Source organism: Pelosinus sp. IPA-1, assembly GCF_030269905.1.
Taxonomy (GTDB): Bacteria; Bacillota; Negativicutes; order DSM-13327; family DSM-13327; genus Pelosinus.
This window is the reverse complement of sequence record NZ_BSVC01000012.1, coordinates 74171-93723: the sequence shown is the minus strand read 5'-3', so window position 1 is coordinate 93723 and position 19553 is coordinate 74171. Positions and strand designations below refer to the sequence as shown.

The 19553-nt window shown below is 39.0% G+C and carries 17 protein-coding genes and 1 tRNA gene; 13 read left to right on the top strand and 5 right to left on the bottom strand.

What is annotated here, in order from left to right:
* Positions 1-68 precede the first annotated feature (68 nt).
* Positions 69-476, top strand: coding sequence for a methylmalonyl-CoA epimerase (gene mce / locus QSJ81_RS23480; RefSeq protein ID WP_285718563.1), 408 nt, complete (start codon positions 69-71; stop codon positions 474-476).
* Between the two features lie 117 nt (positions 477-593).
* Here the strand turns inward: mce and QSJ81_RS23475 are convergent, their stop codons facing one another.
* Both QSJ81_RS23475 and QSJ81_RS23470 read right to left on the bottom strand, forming a co-directional pair.
* Entirely contained in the window at positions 594-1082 is a 489-nt protein-coding gene (locus QSJ81_RS23475) for a spore coat protein (protein WP_285719769.1), read from the bottom strand.
* Between the two features lie 326 nt (positions 1083-1408).
* Positions 1409-3253, bottom strand: a complete 1845-nt coding sequence (locus QSJ81_RS23470) for an APC family permease (RefSeq protein WP_285719768.1) — start codon at positions 3251-3253, stop codon at positions 1409-1411.
* Positions 3254-3662: 409 nt separating this feature from the next.
* Here QSJ81_RS23470 and QSJ81_RS23465 point away from each other — a divergent pair, with 409 nt between their 5' ends.
* Positions 3663-4025, top strand: coding sequence for a hypothetical protein (locus QSJ81_RS23465; protein ID WP_285719767.1), 363 nt, complete (start codon positions 3663-3665; stop codon positions 4023-4025).
* 2 nt (positions 4026-4027) lie between these two features.
* On the opposite strand, the gene QSJ81_RS23460 is transcribed toward QSJ81_RS23465, so the two are convergent.
* Positions 4028-5272, bottom strand: a complete 1245-nt coding sequence (locus QSJ81_RS23460) for a radical SAM protein (protein WP_285719766.1) — start codon at positions 5270-5272, stop codon at positions 4028-4030.
* A gap of 160 nt (positions 5273-5432) precedes the next feature.
* On the opposite strand from QSJ81_RS23460, the gene QSJ81_RS23455 reads away from it, so the two are divergent.
* The 6 genes from QSJ81_RS23455 to QSJ81_RS23430 all read left to right on the top strand — a co-directional run bounded on the left by QSJ81_RS23455 (position 5433) and on the right by QSJ81_RS23430 (position 11052).
* A tRNA-Gly gene (locus tag QSJ81_RS23455) sits at positions 5433-5507 on the top strand.
* A gap of 227 nt (positions 5508-5734) precedes the next feature.
* Complete coding sequence (gene tig / locus QSJ81_RS23450) at positions 5735-7024, top strand: trigger factor (RefSeq protein ID WP_285719765.1); 1290 nt, start codon at positions 5735-5737, stop codon at positions 7022-7024.
* Between the two features lie 34 nt (positions 7025-7058).
* Positions 7059-7664 (top strand): ATP-dependent Clp endopeptidase proteolytic subunit ClpP, encoded by a 606-nt coding sequence (gene clpP, locus QSJ81_RS23445; RefSeq protein ID WP_038672118.1) that lies wholly within the window; start codon positions 7059-7061, stop codon positions 7662-7664.
* A 12-nt stretch (positions 7665-7676) separates the two neighbouring features.
* The gene (gene clpX / locus QSJ81_RS23440) at positions 7677-8939 is read left to right on the top strand and encodes an ATP-dependent Clp protease ATP-binding subunit ClpX (protein WP_038672116.1); all 1263 of its coding nucleotides are present in this window, start codon (positions 7677-7679) and stop codon (positions 8937-8939) included.
* 218 nt (positions 8940-9157) lie between these two features.
* Positions 9158-10834, top strand: a complete 1677-nt coding sequence (gene lonB, locus QSJ81_RS23435) for an ATP-dependent protease LonB (RefSeq protein WP_285719764.1) — start codon at positions 9158-9160, stop codon at positions 10832-10834.
* 23 nt (positions 10835-10857) lie between these two features.
* Entirely contained in the window at positions 10858-11052 is a 195-nt protein-coding gene (locus QSJ81_RS23430; protein WP_285719763.1) for a DUF378 domain-containing protein, read from the top strand.
* Positions 11053-11107: 55 nt separating this feature from the next.
* Here QSJ81_RS23430 and QSJ81_RS23425 read toward each other — a convergent pair whose 3' ends face one another.
* Positions 11108-12589 carry an AAA family ATPase gene (locus QSJ81_RS23425; protein WP_285719762.1) on the bottom strand — a complete coding sequence of 494 codons (1482 nt, stop codon included), beginning with the start codon at positions 12587-12589 and terminating at the stop codon, positions 11108-11110.
* Position 12590: 1 nt separating this feature from the next.
* Positions 12591-13124 (bottom strand): hypothetical protein, encoded by a 534-nt coding sequence (locus QSJ81_RS23420; RefSeq protein WP_285719761.1) that lies wholly within the window; start codon positions 13122-13124, stop codon positions 12591-12593.
* A 214-nt stretch (positions 13125-13338) separates the two neighbouring features.
* On the opposite strand from QSJ81_RS23420, the gene lon reads away from it, so the two are divergent.
* The 5 genes from lon to QSJ81_RS23395 all read left to right on the top strand — a co-directional run bounded on the left by lon (position 13339) and on the right by QSJ81_RS23395 (position 19409).
* On the top strand, positions 13339-15666 hold the full coding sequence (lon, locus tag QSJ81_RS23415) for an endopeptidase La (RefSeq protein WP_285719760.1): 2328 nt from the start codon (positions 13339-13341) through the stop codon (positions 15664-15666).
* Positions 15659-16324: a ribosome biogenesis GTP-binding protein YihA/YsxC gene (yihA, locus tag QSJ81_RS23410; protein ID WP_285719759.1), complete on the top strand. Its 666-nt coding sequence runs from the start codon at positions 15659-15661 to the stop codon at positions 16322-16324. The genes lon and yihA overlap by 8 nt, the downstream gene beginning before the upstream one ends.
* A gap of 231 nt (positions 16325-16555) precedes the next feature.
* Positions 16556-17008 (top strand): siroheme decarboxylase subunit alpha, encoded by a 453-nt coding sequence (gene ahbA, locus QSJ81_RS23405; protein ID WP_285719758.1) that lies wholly within the window; start codon positions 16556-16558, stop codon positions 17006-17008.
* A gap of 43 nt (positions 17009-17051) precedes the next feature.
* Positions 17052-17531: a siroheme decarboxylase subunit beta gene (gene ahbB / locus QSJ81_RS23400; protein WP_285719757.1), complete on the top strand. Its 480-nt coding sequence runs from the start codon at positions 17052-17054 to the stop codon at positions 17529-17531.
* 249 nt (positions 17532-17780) lie between these two features.
* Positions 17781-19409 carry an L-lactate permease gene (locus tag QSJ81_RS23395; protein WP_285719756.1) on the top strand — a complete coding sequence of 543 codons (1629 nt, stop codon included), beginning with the start codon at positions 17781-17783 and terminating at the stop codon, positions 19407-19409.
* Positions 19410-19553: the final 144 nt, after the last annotated feature.

The window sequence follows — 19553 nt, the reverse complement described above, 5'->3', positions numbered from 1 at the left end:
AATCCATATGGTGTTGTCAATGATATAATGGCCACTATTTTGCAAAAGTAGGTTAGGAGGGATCTTTGATGTTTAAAACATTAAAAGTAGACCATATTGGTATTGCAGTAAAAGATTTAGAACAAGCAAAAAAATTCTATACCGAAGTGCTTGGTATGGAAGTAATGGGTGAGGAAACAGTAGAGCAACAAAAAGTAAAAGTTTGCTTTATTCCTTGCGGTGATAGTGAAGTAGAATTACTTGAATCTACCTCACCGGATGGCCCTATTGCTAAGTTTATTGAAAAAAATGGCGAAGGCATGCAACACATTGCCCTTCGTGTAGACAACATTGAAGCAGCCATTGCTGACCTTAAAGCAAAAGGCGTTCGTATGATTGATGAAACACCTCGTTATGGTGCTGGTGGTGCGAGTATTGCTTTTGTTCATCCAAAAGCTACAGGCGGGATTTTGCTTGAACTATCACAGCGCAAATAAGATAAACCTACCTTCTAAGAGGGAGGCAAAATCTATAAAACGCTAAATAAATAGAATGACCATTGTTTTTATTAACAATGGTCATTCTATTTATTTAGGCAAGAAGATAAAATCTTTTTAGTACATGCCTTTGCTTTGCATATACTGGAAGATTCCTTCGCCGTGTTTTTGCTCTTCTTTTTGAATATGATTTAGAGTTTGGCGAGCGTTAGGATCAGCAAATTCAAATATAGCAGTATCATAAGCTCCAGATACGAATTTTTCCGTCATTAACATATCTGTACATAAGGTGCTATCATTTTGGCTTGCTGCTTGTGAAGAAGGGCTTGCCGAGGTTGAATTTTGCATATTACTTTGCACAGTGTTTTGGTTTTGTTGTTGACCCTGCTGTTGTGAGGACGACATATTTGGATTTTGTCCATTCAACATTTGGGTGATCGTATTTAGGTGCTGCTGTTCTTGCTGAGCATAGGAACTAAATAGTTGTTTTAGTTGAGGATCTTGAGCCTGGTTCGCATAGGATTGGTATTTTTCTATGCAAATTTTCTCATGATTTTGTTGATCTTGCAATAACATCTTTTCTTTTTGGCTTAAATTTAGTGTCATATGTAACACCTCCTACTTGTATTTTGTCAAAATATGCCCATTATATTCATGGATATAAGAAAAAAGCTACGCGTCCTTTTAAGATAGACGTTTTGAAACACAAAGACACAAAGACACAAAGCCGCTTACGCGGACGCGGAGAACACAGAGGGGGAGAATAAGAATGTCTCTGTGTTCTCTGTGTTTAACGTACTCTTTTGTGTGCTGTACCGTAGCATTGTGTCTTTGTGGTTCAATCTTTCTAAATAGAAACTCATACTTTCTGATTCTACCTAAAAAAAGTTAAGCTGTACAATTTGTTGTACAGCTTAACTTTTATAAAAATTTTATTTTTTTAAGTGGAAGGGAATCGTGGTTACGATAACGTTCTCCTTCAAAATTAGTAAGGTCCGAAGAATCCAGCCTGTTTGATTGTGCAATAGACGATGCCACAATTTTTTAGTTTGGAATTCAGGAATTAAGATTGTAATATAGTCTTCTGGATTCCTCTGACGTTCTAAATTACTTATATAATCTAATAGGGGTTGGATCACTAAACGATAAGGAGAGTAAATGGTAACTAATTCAACACCAGGATTCCAACCCTGCCATTTTACTTCTACTCTTTTACCAACTTCTTCATCCGTTGCAATGTGCAGAGCGATGACATCATTACTAATGCTTTTCGCATATTTAAGGGTCTGCGCTACTACACCAGTAGGAGTAGAAATAGGCACAATAACTACATTTCTACCAGTTTTAAGATTTGCTTCCTCTTCTGGATTGAAATCTTCTACTGGTAAGTGCAACTGTTCAGCCATATCATTATAATGAGAACGAATTTTTTTGAAGATGAAAATCATCACAGGTATAAATACAAGAACTAACCAGGCACCATAGAAAAATTTCGTGATAGCAATAATAAGTACAACAATTCCAGTTACAAGGGCACCTACTGAATTTACAGTAGATCGTACAATCCAGCCAGGGCTTCGTTCCTTTCGCCAGTGAACCACCATCCCTACCTGAGCAATGGTAAAGGAAAGGAAAACGCCAATGGCATATAAGGAAATTAAATGTTCCGTATTGCCGTGGTAGATAACGATTAAAATTCCAGCAATAATACTAAGAAGTACAATGCCGTTAGAGAAGCTTAAACGTTCACCACGCACCCCTAAATAGCGGGGCATATAACCATCTTTTGCTAGAATAGATAGTAGGGGGGGCAAACCGTTAAAGGAGGTATTAGCAGCTAGATATAATACCAGCATAGTAGTAATTTGTATGTAATAATAAGCCCAATTACGTCCAAAAGTTAATTCTGCGATTTGTGATAAAGCCGTTACATCTTCTAAAGGTAGAATGTGAAAATGCATGGTTAAGAAAGAAGTACCAATAAACATAAGTCCAAGGATTCCTGACATCCAATAAGTTGTTAATGTAGCGTTGCGTACCTCAGGAGAACGAAACATAGGAACGCCATTAGAGATAGCCTCAACTCCAGTCATCGAGCTGCAACCATTTGCAAAAGCACGTAGAATAAGTACGACCACAGTCCAATCCATTTGTTTTGTTAAGGATTCAGGAGGGATAACAGGTGTATGGTTAGTAATTGTTTGGTATATTCCCGTGGCAATCAATGCAATTATACCAAAAATGAATGCATAAGTTGGAAACACAAATGCAGTAGAAGATTCCCGAACTCCCCGTAAATTCACTAGCATTAATATTCCAAATAAAATGGCTAAATCGATGGGCACTTCATGTTGTGCTAATATAGGAAACGCCGACATAATAGCAGCTGTTCCTGCAGATACACTTACCGCTACGGTCAGTGTATAATCTGCAAATAGGGCCGCTGCTGCCGTAAGGGCCGGTAATTCGCCCAAGTGAGTAATAGCAACTGAGTAAGAACCGCCACCTCCTGGATTGGCTTTGGCTACTTGCACATAAGAAAAAGTTACAATTGCTAAAAGAGCTAAAATAGCGATCGAGATTGGCGCTAAATAGCCGTAGGCTAAAATTCCTGGAAGTGTCAGCATCAGCATAATCTGCTCTGGGCCATAAGCCACAGAGGATAAGGCATCTGAAGAAAAGATAGCGAGTGCTTTCCACTTAGGAAGTTTTTCGTGGCTCATTTCTTGATTATGTAAGGGTTTGCCGATAAGGATTCGCCGAACGAATCGCATCATAGTTGAATCTACCTCCGATATTTCTTGTGTGTGCTTGTGCATGTAGCAAATTACGTTCGATATAGTATAACCATCTTTTGGAAATATATAAAATTGGGCATGAAATCAATTATACAGTAGTTATAGTAAAAGGAAAGGATCATTTTGACGCATTTTGTAGTAAAAAGTAATGTTTTCATTCAAAATTGTCATTTGTGACCAATATACTCCTGATTAAAGGTATTTCCTAGCTTTTTTAACAGTAAAGTAGTAAATGGAAGCATGTAGGTAGAATATTAGAGGTCCTAATAAGAAAAGATGGGTGAAATTCATTAAAAAGACACCGGAATATCCGGTGCCCTTTTTAAATAAAGGTGTATTAACGTCGTGGATAGCAAGAAGAAGTAGGGTTGCAAAAGCGGGGAGAGCAATGTTGATTAGGGAAACAAGTATGACGAGGGAAACATTGCCGAGGGAAACAATTTTGGCGAGGGAAACAGTTTTGCCGAGGGAAGCAATTTTGGCGAGGGAAACAGTTTTGCCGTGGGAAGCAATTTTGGCGAGGGAAACAGTTTTGCCGAGGGAAGCAATTTTGGCGAGGGAAGCAATTTTGCCGAGGAAAGCAAAAGGCAGACGGATTGCATCCTACTATGACACGTTGATCATCATCATCATCATAATCATCATCATTGTAATCATAATCCCAGTCATCCATTTCTGGTCTGTCCCATTTAGGTCTTCTTTCATTATTATCTTCATCATCATACATGTTATGATCCTCCTTTTAGTATAGGGTTAATTTGCGCCTTCCCAAGTGCCCGTATAAGGGTTATAGGAACAATCAGTTGGCGAGGCTAACCAGCGCTTTTCAGGATCACTACCTTGGGCCAAGGGGCGACAATCAGAGCAGGCATAACGATACTCACAATCTTTGCATTTGAGGATCTGATTCTTTGTTGTATGCCAACATTGTAACAGAGGCTGACCTTCTAATATATCAGCCAGAGAACTTGTCAAGATATTACCGCAGAGTTGATTTCTTGCGAAGATGCAGGGGATGACATCTCCTGTAGAAGTCACCGCAATTTTCCCTGCAAGGCATTGGCAATAAGTATGCGCAGTGGTAAAGGAAGTTTCATCTGTATAAAAGGGGGGCTTAATAGGAGGTTTTGAATAGGTTGTTGGGAGTAAGTCTTGATCGTCTCCTCTACCTGTAGGACGAACAACATCTGGATACGAATCTGTCATACCTAATTCGTCATATAATGCAAGAATATTGGGAACTTCATCTTCATTTGCTTTCATAATAATAGAAGCAATTCGTAAAGGAATATTTGCGGACATCAATTTTTTTATCGCAGTCATGGTTTTATTAAAGCTATTGGGTTGCAATGTAACACGGTCATGGACAAGCGCATTATTGGCATAAATCGTAGTTGCAATATTTACATTATATTGTTTAAAAAAGTCAATGCAGTCGTCATCTATTAAAGTAGCATTTGTAAAAATTTCAATGTATTCATAGCCAACCTGATGGGCTTTAATAACTAATTCTCGCCATTTGGGGTAAAGGAGGGGTTCTCCTCCAATCAACTGAATATCCGTGGCACCTGCTAATTTAGCTTCATCGATAAGGGAGAGCCAGCGCTCATGAGGTACTTTGTCAAGCTCTTTACGGGATGGCCCACTTTCAGAGTAACAATGTAGGCATTTGCTATTGCAGGCCGAGGTTAATTCTAACCAAAGAAAACCAAGTTTTATAGGATCTGCGGGTGAGGAAATCTCGGGTAGAGAAGTGGGCGCAGTTTCCTGAAACGAACCCAATTCTATTTTTGTTAGTTTCTCTAAGAAATTCATATACTGCTCGCTATCAGGAGAGGTAATATCCCACAGGGTTTCGATGGCATTACCTTGGCAGGCACTAAGTAATTGAGTGGCACTGGAGTTGATTGAGTGCACCTTTCCTGTTTTAAAATTATAAATTGCACCCCTACTGGCGCCTTTCACCAATTTGCAATGATCTTGTAAGCAATAATACAACAGTTCATCCCCCTTTGCGGTGATTTATTACATAATATGCAATTAAGAGGGCGAGGTGTGCATTAATTAAAAAAAGACAAAATTTAAATTGTATGAGATCTTGACAAAAAAAATGATTACATATATAATTAACAACGTTGTTGGTAGAAAAATGAAACATGCGGAAGTAGCTCAGCGGTAGAGCATCGCCTTGCCAAGGCGAGGGTCGCGAGTTCGAATCTCGTCTTCCGCTCCATAGAATTATTGAACTCGGCAGATACTGCTGGGTTTTTTGCATATATCTTGTTTTTGTTATATAATTATGGTATCATATGGGCTATGACATTCTAAAGTGTGATTTTTATGTCCAAAGTAAGAAAATCATTAGTAATAACATAGCAAGCATGTTAAAAATGGTAATACTATTTTTGGCGTTACACATAAATGTCGCCAAGTAATTACATAGGGAGGATACAATACAAAATGAAAGCAACAGTAGAAAAAATAGACAATCATAAAGTGGTTTTTGAAATTGAAGTACCTCAGGTGGAAGTAGCAAAAGCGGTTGATAAGGCATATCGTAAATTAGCTAATAAAGTGAACATTCCGGGGTTCCGTAAGGGAAAAACACCTCGTCGTATTTTAGAATTACATATTGGTAAAGAAGCATTATTAGATGAAGCTTTTGAAATCATGGCAAGTCCTGCCTATGCGAAAGCTCTTGAAGATAATAATATTGAACCAGTAAGCCGTCCTCAAATTGATGTTGTAACATTGGCAGAAGACAAAGATTTAGTGTTCAAAGCCACTGTAGTTGCTAAACCAGAAATTACTTTAGGGCAATATAAAGGTTTAAAAATTGCTGTGGGAGCAGAAGCTGTTACAGAAGAAAAAATTAATGCCGAAGTAGAAACTATGCGTAATAGTCATGCAAAAATGGTAGTTGCAGAAGATGCAATCGTTGAAGATGGCGATTTTGCTGTTATTGATTTTGAAGGATTTGTTGACGGTGTAGCTTTCCCAGGTGGAGAAGGCAAAGCGTATCCATTACAAGTAGGTTCTAATACATTCATCCCTGGCTTTGAAGAGCAGGTAATTGGCGCAAAAGCTGGTTCTGAAGTGGATGTTAAGGTAACCTTCCCAGCAGAATATCATGCTCCTGATTTAGCAGGTAAAGACGCTGTCTTTAAGGTAAAAGTTAACGACGTAAAACGTAAAGAGTTACCAGAGCTTGATGATGAATTTGTAAAAGATGTAAGCGAATTTAACACAGTTGAGGAATTAAAGGCCGACATTAAGAATAAGTTAGAAAAGGCTGCTGCAGAAAAAGCAGAACGTGATTTCCGTAATGAAGCAATTAAGCAAGCTGTTGAAAACGCAACTGTAGATATTCCAGAAGTTATGGTAGAAGAGCGCATTTCTAAAATGATTGAAGATTTAGGTGCTAACTTAGAAAGTCGCGGAATGCAGCTTGATCATTATATGAAATACATGAATACAGACATGGCAGCACTACGCGAAAATTACAAAGAGTCTGCTCTTGCGAATGTTAAAACTGATTTGCTATTAGAAGCAATCGTAAAAGCAGAAGCATTGGAAGTAAGCCCTGACGAAGTAGATTTCGAAATTGCTACTATCGCTAAAGGATACGGCGCTGAAGTAGCGGATGTGAAAGCAATTATCAGCGGACAAGGAAAAATGTCTACTGTATATGATTCCATATTACGCAAAAAAGCTGCTGAGCTAATTATTAGTAGTGTAGAAAAAGAGTAATAAAAAAATAATAAACCAATAGAGGTGTGATACTATGAATTTTGTACCAATAGTAGTAGAGCAATCTAGTCGTGGAGAACGATCTTATGATATCTATTCTAGACTTTTAAAAGATCGTATTATATTTATTGGTGGTCCCATTGATGATAATGTGGCAAATGTAGTCATTGCCCAGCTTCTGTTTTTGGAATCGGAAGATCCAGATAAGGATATCCATATGTATATTAACAGCCCTGGTGGCGTTGTCACTGCAGGTATGGCTATATACGATACCATGCAGTATGTTAAACCAGATGTTTCCACAATTTGTATGGGGCAAGCTGCAAGTATGGGAGCTTTATTGTTGTCAGCAGGTGCAAAAGGTAAGCGCTATGCACTTCCTTATGCACGTGTGATGATTCACCAGCCTTTAGGTGGATCCCAAGGTCAGGCTACTGATATTGAAATCCATACCAGAGAAATATTAAGAACCAGAGAACTTCTTAACGGAATTCTGATCAATCAGACTGGTCAAAGTAAAGAAAAAATCGAACATGACACGGAAAGAGATTACTTCATGTCTGCTGAACAAGCTAAAGAGTATGGTATTATTGATTCTGTGGTTGTTCGGGGAGATAGGCGTCTTGAAAGTCCCAAATAAAGAGGTGATAGTATGTTAAAATTTGGGGATGACAAAGGTCAACTCAAATGCTCTTTTTGCGGTAAGCTACAGGAACAAGTCAAGAAATTGGTAGCAGGTCCTGGAGTATACATTTGCGATGAATGTATTGAGCTATGTAATGAGATTATTGAGGAAGAACTAAGCGGAGATATTGATATTGAGCTTCGTGATGTTCCAAAGCCTAAAGAAATTAAAGATATTCTAGATCAATACGTTATTGGTCAAGATTCTGCGAAAAAAACATTAGCTGTAGCGGTGTATAACCACTATAAGCGTGTCAATTTCGGCAGTAAAAATGATGATGTTGAACTTCAAAAGTCCAATATCGTGATGCTTGGGCCAACAGGTAGTGGTAAGACACTATTAGCGCAGACCTTAGCAAAATTGTTAAATGTACCTTTTGCCATTGCAGATGCTACCTCACTGACAGAAGCCGGATATGTTGGAGAAGATGTGGAAAATATCTTGCTAAAACTCATTCAGGCTGCTGACTATGATGTAGAAAAAGCCGAAAAGGGTATTGTATACATTGATGAGATTGACAAGATTGCCCGTAAATCGGAGAATCCGTCTATAACTCGCGATGTATCTGGGGAAGGTGTGCAGCAAGCCTTACTTAAAATTTTAGAAGGTACTGTAGCAAGTGTGCCGCCGCAAGGTGGACGCAAGCACCCTCACCAAGAGTTTATTCAAATTGATACGACCAATATCTTATTTATTTGCGGCGGTGCTTTTGACGGTATTGATAAGTTAATCAGCGCACGTACAGGTAAGAAAAATATGGGATTCGGCGCCGAAGTGAGGAGTAAGGAGAAGAAAAACATTGGTGATCTTTTGCAGCAAATTTTGCCTGAGGATCTCTTAAAGTTTGGTCTTATTCCTGAATTTGTCGGCCGTTTACCAGTCGTTGTAACACTGGATGCATTAGATGAATCTGCCCTTGTCCGTATACTGCTAGAGCCTAAAAATGCATTAGTTAAGCAGTATCAAAAATTCTTAGAAATTGATAATGTGCAGCTTGAGTTTAAAGAAGATGCCCTTGATGCAATTGCGAAGGAAGCTTTAAAGCGCAATACAGGCGCACGGGGATTAAGAGCGATTATTGAAGGCATTATGTGCAATGTGATGTATGAAGTACCATCTCGTGCAGATGTGGCTAAATGTACAGTAACAAAAGAAGTGGTTTTGAATAAGGAAGAACCTATCTTAGTTACGGTTGATCGCAAGGCTAAGAAAAAAGAAGAATCAGCGTGAGTAAACAGGAGAGACGAGAGTCTCTCCTGTTTTTACGGAATCAGAAAGTATAACACTTTCTTGATTCCAAGTAAGAACGACTTGGCTTCTGCCTGCGTCCGAGGACTTGGCACAAGCCAAGTCTTTTCTTATTTTACTTTTTTTAACAGGATAAAATAAAGCCGTCTGCCAATACTAAATTCAGAATCAGAAATGTTGGGGAGGAGGTTTTGTAATCAGTGGATTATGCGATAAACATTGTCACGGTGATACAATTCTTTTTTGCCGTTGTCATTGGCTTGTATTTTTGGAATTTGCTACGGTCGCAACAAGGAAATCGGGTTGCTGTCGAACGTGAGTCTAAGAAGGAAATGGACAAATTGCAAAGAATGAGGTCCATTTCTTTAACAGAACCTTTATCTGAAAAAACTCGTCCAACGACTTTTGCCGAAATTGTTGGGCAGGAGGATGGGCTGAAGGCTTTACGAGCAGCTTTGTGTGGACCTAATCCACAACATGTGTTAGTCTATGGACCCCCTGGGGTTGGAAAAACAGCGGCAGCGAGATTGATACTAGAAGAAGCGAAACGAAACCACTTATCACCTTTTTCAAGCTGTGCGAAGTTTATTGAGCTTGATGCCACTACGGCTCGGTTTGATGAACGTGGTATTGCAGATCCATTAATTGGTACAGTTCATGATCCTATTTACCAAGGAGCAGGTCCTTTAGGTGTAGCAGGTATTCCTCAACCTAAGCCTGGCGCAGTAACGAAGGCTCATGGTGGTTTACTATTTATTGATGAGATAGGTGAACTGCATCACATTCAGATGAATAAGCTCTTAAAAGTACTAGAAGATCGTAAAGTATTCCTAGACAGTTCCTATTACAATAGTGAAGACACAAATATTCCAAGTCATATTCACGATATGTTTCAAAATGGTTTGCCTGCTGATTTTCGTTTAGTAGGTGCTACAACACGAACCCCGCAAGATATTCCACCAGCAATTCGGTCTCGGTGTGTGGAAATATTCTTCCGCCCTATACTACCTGATGAGATAGGCAGAATTGTTTATAATGCAGCGAAAAAAATTAACTTTGCGATTGATGATAAAGCGGTAGAAGTGATAAAACAGTACTCTACCAATGGGCGAGATGGTGTTAATATTGTTCAGATCGCTGCTGGTGTTGCAATTAATGAGCAGCGTCAATCCATTACTTGTAAAGATGTTGAATGGGTTATTAATTTTAGCCACTATAGTCGAAGACCAGAAAAGAAAGTACCGGATGCTCCTCAAGTTGGTTTTGCAAATGGACTAGCAGTTTATGGAGCTGACGTGGGGGCTGTTACGGAAATCGAAGTTACAGCTGTTCCTGGTACAGGAAAGTTCACTATTACTGGGGTAGTTGATGAGGAAGAATTAGATGCGCCAGGTCGTACAATACGTCGTAAAAGTATGGCTAAAAGTTCTTTAGAAAATGTGCTTACTGTGCTTTCTAACCGTTTTAAAATGGAGTTACATAGTTACGATATTCATGTAAACTTTCCTGGTGGTGGTCCAGTGGATGGTCCTTCGGCAGGTGTAACTATGGCAGTGGCAATTTACTCCGCGGTTAAAGGAATCCCTATTAGTAATACAGTAGCAATGACAGGAGAACTCTCGATTCGTGGTTTGGTCAGACCTGTAGGTGGAGTTAGTGCTAAAGTGTACGCTGCCGAACAGGCTGGAGCACGTCGAGTTTTAATACCTAAAGATAACTGGCAGGAAATGTATCAAACATTACCGGTTGAAGTCATTGGTATAGAAACGATTGAGGAAGCTTTAGACTACGCATTAATGAAGAATGTAGAAGTACTGCATCGAGATATTGCAGTGCCACAGCCAGATATCTTAGCGGCTGCAGGGATATCAAATTAAAATAAGTAATAGGTGGTTAAGAAATGGATAAAATTGCGTTACTCTTAGTCATCGTTGGTGCCTTGAATTGGCTTTTAGTTGGGCTATTTCAGTTCGATTTAGTTGCCACAATTTTTGGCGGGCAGAAGTCCTTTTTGAGTCGTGCAGTCTATGTACTAGTTGGCTTATCTGGTCTTTGGTCTCTGAAGTTTTTATTTGCGGAACGTAGATCAGCATAAAGATGTATACGAAAAGAAGATAACCCTTCAAAGGGGTTATCTTCTTTTCGTATTGCTATGGAGTTATATTGATGATATCTCTTAGTTCATCACCATTTATACACTCTTTATCTAATAGGAGCGTAGATATTTTTTCTAACAAATCTTGCTGATCAACAAGGATGTTGTGAACGTATTTCTCTGTTTCTTTTATAATAGATGTTAAGGTAACATGCAGTAGCTCTTTTGATAGATCCTCTGGAGAAACAATTCCTAAGGTTGATATACCACTGTGGATAATCTGTTTTGCCAATTCTGTAGCATGTTTAAAATCGCTAGCTGCACCGGTACTGCGATTGCCTAGTTGAATTTCTTCAGCAACTGCACCAGCTAATGCTACGGCAATTTTATCAGTGAGAACTTTGGTTGTATATAAATAGGTATCATCTAGCGGTGTTTGTCTTACGTAGCCTAAAGCATTGCTTCTTGAAGCAATGTTAATGGTTGCTACAGATCCTGGACGGGTCAATTCGCTGAGTAGAGCATGTCCTACTTCATGGACTGCAATGCGATGTTTTTCCATTTGATTTGGTACCCGGTCTAGTTTTTCACCCATAATAATTTTGTCAATTGCGCATTGAAAGTGATCTGCTGTTATTAAAGTTTGCTCTTCTCTAAGAGCCATAATGGCAGCTTCATTTGTTAAGCTTTCCAAATGAGATCCTGAAAAACCAAAAGTATTTGCCGCAATACTATCTAAAGAGACATTTTTTGCTAACGGTTTATTTTTGGTATGAAGTGCAAGAATATGAAGCCGCCCTTTTTTATCAGGCAAGTCAACCTTGACCTGCCGATCAAACCGTCCTGGACGCAGCAGGGCTGGATCAAGCATATCGATTCGATTGGTAGCTCCTATGACTAATATGCGAACACTGTCATCGAAAGAGAGGCCATCCATTTGTACAAGCAGTTCATTTAATGTTTGATCATATTCTATATTGCTAGTAGTTTGACCGCGTTTGCCACCAACGACATCTAATTCGTCAATAAAGAGTACCGCACTTTCTTTATGCTGACTCTTAGCAAGCTTCTTAGCCTGCTCAAACAATTGCCGAACACGCTTAGCACCCACACCTACATACATTTCAACGAATTCTGAGCCGCTGACAGAAAAAAATACGGAGTCAGTAAACTGTGCTGCAGCTTTAGCTAGTAGTGTTTTTCCTGTACCAGGTGGCCCATTTAATAAAACACCTTTTAAAGGACGGATACCAAGATGTGTAATACGAGTAGCATCTTTAATAAATTCTAAAGCTTCGCGTAACTCTTGCTTTGCCACTTCTTGTCCGCCAATATCATCAAAGCCAATCAGTGTAGAGGCTGAACTTTTTGCTTCTTTTTTTGCAAAAGAGTTTTTGGCAAGTTTTGCATGATTAAGATAGACAGCTGCAATGATTAATGTTATAACAAAGAGCATAGGTACAACATCAAACCCTTGCCAAAACAAAAAGAGCAAGAAACCTGTACTAATACCAAAGCCTATTTCTGCGTAATACATTTTATTTCACCCCTTTACTATCTGGTTCTCTGGGGATGATTTGGTATAAATTACCATTGGTGGCTGTAAGTTGAAGATAAACATTGTTTGAATCGATATAAACGTACGCTTTTGTATTGGCAGCGACGGCTTTTTCTTGGATCTTTTCAGACATAGCGCTAAATTTTCCTGTGGAAATTCCTTCGTATACATAATAGTGGATTGTATAATAAAGTTGCTCCAATTCAGGGGTCCGATGGTCATGGAGGATCAGCTTATATTTTGACGATCCTAAACTACCTGTAAGTGCATCATTAATAGATTGATAAGCTACTTCTAAGTTATCTACGTTTGTAAGAGTAACGTTAACTTTTGGGATAGTTTGATTTTTAGAGTCAATAACTACTTTTTCAACCCCGGCAATTTCTCCTACTGCTTGGGTAACTGGTTTGGTTACAGCATATTGCTGCCAAAAAAAATAACTGCCGCTGGTAGCAGCAAAAGTGAGTATGATTCCAATAACAATGACTGGCCAGTTAATCTTTTGCCAATTCATGTACTTTCCCCTCTCTAATTCCATGATAAAGACAATCTAGTTAACATAATACATTATACTATCTATTAGAAAAGGTGTAAAAGGAAAAATTCACTATTTTTTGTAGTTTTTATTTTGTCTAAAAAGGATTTTGGCATGGTAAATAAGAATATTTATAATTGTTAAGGATGAAAATAATAGTAATAGGATAAGGACAAGTAAAGGAGACGAATTTATGGTAAAGAAAACACAAACAAGAACAATACCACTACTGCCCTTAAGAGGCATCTTAGTTTTTCCATATATGATTATTCACCTTGATGTAGGTCGTGAAAAATCGATTAGTGCCTTAGAAGAAGCAATGGTACATGATCGATTCATTATGCTGGCCACACAAAAGGACGCACAAAATGATGAACCGAAGCCAGAAGATATCTTTAATTTTGGAACTGTGGCAGAGGTAAAGCAGCTTTTAAAGCTTCCAGGCGGAACAATCAGAGTATTAGTAGAAGGATTACATCGTGCAGAAATTATAAATTATGTAGAGTCTGAAGCTTTCTATCAGGTAGAAGTCAATGAATTTGATGAACCAGAAACTAGAACGCTAGAGATTGAGGCTTTAACTCGGACAGCAATTTCTCAATTTGAACAATGGGTTAAGTTTAGTAAAAAAATTCCACCAGAAACTTTGGTTTCAGTTGTTGTTGTTGAGGAACCAGGACGTTTGACAGATCTAATTGCAAGTCATTTATCACTTAAAATTGAAGATAAACAAGCATTACTAGATGCTGTAAATGTAAAAGAACGATTGGAAAAACTATGTGATATCCTTGGTCGTGAAATGGAGATTCTCGAATTAGAAAAGAAAATTAGTGTCCGTGTGCGTAAGCAAATGGAAAAGACGCAAAAGGAATACTATTTACGGGAACAACTAAAAGCCATTCAAAAAGAATTAGGTGAAAAAGATGATCGGGCAGCAGAGGTTGAGGAATATCGTACAAGGCTAAAAGAACAGGAATTTCCTAAAGAAGTTGCAGAAAAAATCAATAAAGAAATTGAACGTTTAGAAAAAATGCCTGCGATGGTAGCTGAAAGTGCCGTCATTCGCACGTATCTTGATACATTACTATCACTGCCTTGGACAAAAGAGACCGTAGATATGCTAGATATTGATGGGGCGGAAAAGACCTTGGATGAAGACCATTACGGCCTAGAAAAGGTCAAGGAACGTATTTTGGAATATTTATCCATAAGAAAACTTACGGAAACGATGAAAGGACCTATTTTATGTCTAGTAGGCCCTCCTGGTGTAGGTAAAACTTCCTTAGCGCGCTCTATTGCGAAAGCAATGGACCGAAAATTTGTGAGAGTTTCTTTAGGTGGTGTGCGGGATGAAGCTGAAATTCGCGGTCATCGTCGTACCTACGTGGGGGCAATGCCTGGTCGCATTATTCAAGGAATACGTACAGCTGGCTCAAAAAATCCAGTATTCTTATTAGACGAAATTGATAAAATGAGTGCTGATTTTCGAGGGGATCCTTCTGCAGCATTATTAGAGGTTCTTGATCCGGAGCAAAATAATACCTTTAGTGACCACTATGTGGAAGTGCCTTACGATCTTTCCCGTGTTTTATGGGTCATCACTGCAAATGTAATGCATACCATTCCACGTCCATTGTTAGACCGAATCGAAATTATTAATATTCCTGGCTATACAGAAGAAGAAAAAGTACAGATTGCGAAACGGTATTTGGTTCCCAAACAAGTTCGTGATCATGGCTTGACGGATAAACAAATCGTTTTTTCGGAAGGTACTCTGCAAAAGATAATTGGCGATTATACCCGGGAATCAGGAGTTCGTAGCTTAGAACGCAACATTGCGACTTTATGCCGTAAAGTGGCTCGCCAAATTGTTCAAGAAAAACGCACGAATGTAAAAGTGACAGCGCAAAATTTGCATACTTATTTGGGAGCTGCTAGATATCGTCATACACAAGCAGAACGTCAACCGCAGATCGGGGTGAGCACAGGTCTCGCTTGGACTCAAGTCGGCGGCGATGTATTGGCTATTGAAGTTTCCGTGATGAAAGGTAAAGGCAAATTAATGCTTACAGGTCAACTTGGCGAAGTGATGCGTGAATCGGCTCAGGCTGGTTTTAGCTACATTCGTACCCGTGCACAAGAGCTTGGAATTGATGCAAATTTCCAAGATGAGGCAGATATTCATATTCACTTGCCAGAAGGCGGGATCCCCAAAGATGGTCCATCTGCGGGTATCAGCATGGCTACAGCCGTAGTGTCAGCTTTAACAAGTAGACCTGTGCGCAGTGATGTGGCGATGACAGGGGAAATTACCTTGCGAGGCAGGGTTCTACCAGTAGGCGGTATCAAAGAAAAAGTACTGGCAGCCCATCGTGTAGGAATTAAAACAATCATCATGCCTAAAGAGAATAAAAGAGACATGGATGAAATACCAGCAAATGTGAAAAAGAACTTAGAATTTGTGCTTGTTGAACATATGGATGAGGTGCTTAAAACAGCTTTGGTGACAAAAAATGAGTGAAACAATCATAAAAGAAGAAGTCGTTAAAGAAGAAGTCGTTAAAAAAGAAATTAATATTACCAGTGGTCAATATGTTGCTTCGGCTGTACGTATCAATCAATACCCAGAAGGAGAGCTGCATGAGATTGCATTTATGGGGCGTTCTAATGTAGGGAAATCCTCATTAATCAACTCCTTAAGCCGACGTAATGGATTGGCTCGCACCAGTGGTAGCCCAGGTAAAACTCAGACCCTTAATTTTTATAAATTGATGGCAAAAATGAGTGAAACAGATCGACGAGAATTTTTTCTCGTCGATCTGCCTGGATACGGATATGCTCGAACTGGTCGATCCAATCGGCAGCAGTGGGCAAAATTCATTGAAGAATATCTGTTAAAATCTCCGAGATTGCAGCTTGCTTGTCAGTTAATTGATATCAGGCACGCTCCTATGGAGAGTGATATTAGTACCTACAAGTGGCTAGTTGAAAATGATATACCTGTACAGGTCATTGCGACAAAGGCGGATAAGCTCACCCGCATGGGTGTGAAGAATAATGTAGCTGCCATTCGTAAAGGTCTAGGAATGAAAGGCGGTAACATTATTGCTTATTCATCAGAAAAAGGATTAGGTCGTCCTGAGTTACTTGACGTAATTGGACAAATTCTGTTAAAATAGAAGATAAATGAAAAGGAGAATAGCTGATGCTGTTCTCCTTTTTAAGGTTCGGGGGCATCTTTATACTATTTCTTTTATCAGGATGGTATAAGATTTTTTCTGTGGTGAAGGATACTTAATAAAAACAATCAGAATGTTATCTATTAATAAACGCCGTTTCATTTATGTTGTAATGGCATTCTGATGACTGTATAGATCATTTTGTAGGAGAAAATAATAAAGGAGTTGTGTATGCTTACTGCATTTGATAAGAGCTTATTAAATCTGATTCAGACAGACTTATCTTTTGACAAGCGTCCTTTCGCCGTACTGGCCGAAAAGCTTAAGACGGAGGAGTCTGTGGTAATCGAAAGGCTTAGAATTCTAAAAGAGCAAGGTCTAATTCGTCGTATTGGACCTTTCTTTGATTCAACAAAGCTTGGTTACATTGGTACATTAGTAGCCCTAGAGGTAAAAGAGGAGTACATTCCTCAAGTGGCTGAAGTAATTAATTCTTATTATGGCGTCACTCACAATTATGAACGGGAAGGAACCTTAAATTTATGGTTTACTTTGTTGAGTCCAGATTTAGGAAAACAAAATGAAATTTTGGAGACAGTGCGGAATTTGGATGGTGTAGTTAGGCTGCTTAATTTGCCAGCGACTAAAAAATTTAAGGTGAGTGTGCAGTTTTCCTTATCGTAAGGACAACTAGAAGTTTCAAGCAAGTAGGAAGAGAGGTACCTTAATGCTAGATGAGTTAGATAAGAAAATTATTGCGATCATGCAGGAAGATTTCCCACTAGTAGCGGAGCCTTTTCGTGAAATAGCAGAAAGACTGGGAATTAGTGAGGACGAACTTTTAACGCGATTGCAAGGGTATAGACAATCAGGGAAAATTCGTAAAATGGGCGCTGTTCTTAGGCATCGTGAAGTAGGATATGCGGCAAATGCCTTATGTGCATGGATTGTACCTGAGGAACGGATTGAAGAGATCGGGAAATTATTGGCACAAGATGCAATTATATCCCATTTGTACGGGAGAGTTCCTCAATCTGATTGGCCCTATAACTTTTATACCATGCTCCATGCCCATAATCGAGAAGAATGTAAGGCAATAGCAGCGGATATAGCAAATCGTACTGGCCTAAAAGACTATGTCATGTTATTTAGTACCCGCGAATGGAAAAAAATTAGTATGCAATATTTTAAAGAAAATAGTAAGTAAATGATAGTTGCAAGATAGCTGCACATAAAAGATGTGTAGCTATCTTTTTTTATGACATTTCATTGAATTCTTAAGAACGGTAATTCATAAGTGCCTGTTAGCAAGTAAATTAAAAAGTAATATAAATTTGGTTAATGGTCAAACTATAAATAGCCAAAAAGAGAGGTGATATAAAGCATTTGCTTGTTGGTACATAAATGTGCCATATACCTAGTGAAACAGCTAAAAAAACAAAGGGGTGTTACTTTAATGACATGGACGCAAATATATGACCCGATGCATAGTCTAGCTCTGTCCTCGTTGCTAGCGGCTATTCCCATCATTGTGATTTTTTATTTGCTAGCTATTCGTCGAACTCCAGGCCAAATTGCAGGCATACTAGCATTAACTTCTGCTTTGTTAGTAGCCATTTTTGCCTATAAAATGCCTGTTGGCCTTGCACTTACCTCAGCGGTCATGGGAGCTTTATATGGAATATTCCCGATTTATTGGATCGTAATCACTGCTATTTTCATTTACAATTTAACGGTTGAGACCGGACAATTTGAAATAGTAAAAGATTCGATTGCCACAATTACAGACGATCGTCGGCTGCAAGCTTTGTTAATTGCCTTTGGATTTGGTGCTTTTTTGGAAGGGGCAGCTGGTTTTGGCACTCCTGTTGCTATTTCAGCGGGTATGTTAGTAGGTCTTGGTTTCAATCCTCTATATGCTGCAGGATTATGCTTAATTGCTAATACAGCGCCTGTAGCGTTTGGCGGTATTGGTATTCCAATTATTGTTGCAGGACAAGTTACTGGTATCGAAACAATGAATATCAGTGCCATGGTAGGAAGACAATTACCGTTTCTCTCAGTTATTATTCCAATATGGTTAGTTGTGTTGATGGCAGGTTGGAAGGCAGCTATGGAAGTATTGCCGGCATGTTTAGTAGCAGGTATTGCATTTGCTAGTGTTCAGTGGTTTTCCTCCAATTACATTGGGCCAGAGTTACCGGATATTTTATCGTCTCTAGCTTGTATCATTGCGTTGACGATTTTCTTAAAATCTTGGAAGCCTGCAAAAATTTGGCGATTTGAAAATGAGCCTGCACCGACTCTTGTTGCAAATCGGAATGCATTAACCTTAGGTAAGGTATTAAAAGCATGGTCACCTTTTATTATTCTTACTGTGATGGTAATCCTATGGGGGTTAAAACCCGTAGCAGCAATGTTAGATGCGGTAACGTTAAAATGGGTGGTTCCCGGACTTGATAAACTAATTGTGCAGGTTGCACCGATTGTCAAACAACCAACGCCTATGACAGCACTTTATAAAATAAACTGGTTAAGTGCTGCAGGAACGGGGCTATTCATTGCGAGTATAATTACTTCTTTATTTTTAGGCGTCGGACCGGAGAGATTTATTTCCATTTTCTTTAAAACCCTTAGACAATTAATAAAGCCACTCATTACAATTCCTTCTGTACTGGCCTTAGCTTACATTATGAATTATTCTGGTATGAGTTCCACTCTTGGCTTATTTTTAGCTGGCACGGGTTCTTTATTTCCTTTTTTCTCGCCCTTTCTAGGTTGGCTAGGAGTATTTTTAACTGGTTCGGATACCTCGGCAAATGCATTATTTGGCAACTTGCAAGCAGTTACTGGACAACAAGTTGGGGTCGATCCAATTTTGACAGTAGCAGCAAATTCTTCCGGTGGTGTTTGCGGTAAGATGATTTCCCCACAAAGTATTGCCGTAGCTACTGCCGCTACTGGACTAGTTGGTAAGGAGGGCGATCTATTTAGTTTCACAGTGAAACATTCACTGATTTTAGCTATAATTGTAGGATTCATGACCTACGCACAAGCGTACTGGCTCAGATGGATGATTCCCTGAAAGGGAAATAAATAAAAAGATAAAATACTGGGTAGAGAGGGTTCTCTACCCAGTATTTTTATGGTAAGGGAAAAAGGGGATGAATTTGTTCAGAATAGTAAATAGTAATAAGGTGAGGAGTTTATATTCCTAAGTAGGTTGCCA

Bases quoted from the DNA above. Each gene is read 5' to 3' on its own strand.
- mce (WP_285718563.1), top strand. From the start codon at position 69: ATGTTTAAAACATTAAAAGTAGACCATATTGGTATTGCAGTAAAAGAT.
- QSJ81_RS23475 (WP_285719769.1), bottom strand. From the start codon at position 1,082: ATGACACTAAATTTAAGCCAAAAAGAAAAGATGTTATTGCAAGATCAA.
- QSJ81_RS23470 (WP_285719768.1), bottom strand. From the start codon at position 3,253: ATGATGCGATTCGTTCGGCGAATCCTTATCGGCAAACCCTTACATAAT.
- QSJ81_RS23465 (WP_285719767.1), top strand. From the start codon at position 3,663: ATGTTGATTAGGGAAACAAGTATGACGAGGGAAACATTGCCGAGGGAA.
- tig (WP_285719765.1), top strand. From the start codon at position 5,735: ATGAAAGCAACAGTAGAAAAAATAGACAATCATAAAGTGGTTTTTGAA.
- clpP (WP_038672118.1), top strand. From the start codon at position 7,059: ATGAATTTTGTACCAATAGTAGTAGAGCAATCTAGTCGTGGAGAACGA.
- clpX (WP_038672116.1), top strand. From the start codon at position 7,677: ATGTTAAAATTTGGGGATGACAAAGGTCAACTCAAATGCTCTTTTTGC.
- QSJ81_RS23430 (WP_285719763.1), top strand. From the start codon at position 10,858: ATGGATAAAATTGCGTTACTCTTAGTCATCGTTGGTGCCTTGAATTGG.
- QSJ81_RS23425 (WP_285719762.1), bottom strand. From the start codon at position 12,589: ATGTATTACGCAGAAATAGGCTTTGGTATTAGTACAGGTTTCTTGCTC.
- QSJ81_RS23420 (WP_285719761.1), bottom strand. From the start codon at position 13,124: ATGAATTGGCAAAAGATTAACTGGCCAGTCATTGTTATTGGAATCATA.
- lon (WP_285719760.1), top strand. From the start codon at position 13,339: ATGGTAAAGAAAACACAAACAAGAACAATACCACTACTGCCCTTAAGA.
- yihA (WP_285719759.1), top strand. From the start codon at position 15,659: ATGAGTGAAACAATCATAAAAGAAGAAGTCGTTAAAGAAGAAGTCGTT.
- ahbA (WP_285719758.1), top strand. From the start codon at position 16,556: ATGCTTACTGCATTTGATAAGAGCTTATTAAATCTGATTCAGACAGAC.
- ahbB (WP_285719757.1), top strand. From the start codon at position 17,052: ATGCTAGATGAGTTAGATAAGAAAATTATTGCGATCATGCAGGAAGAT.
- QSJ81_RS23395 (WP_285719756.1), top strand. From the start codon at position 17,781: ATGACATGGACGCAAATATATGACCCGATGCATAGTCTAGCTCTGTCC.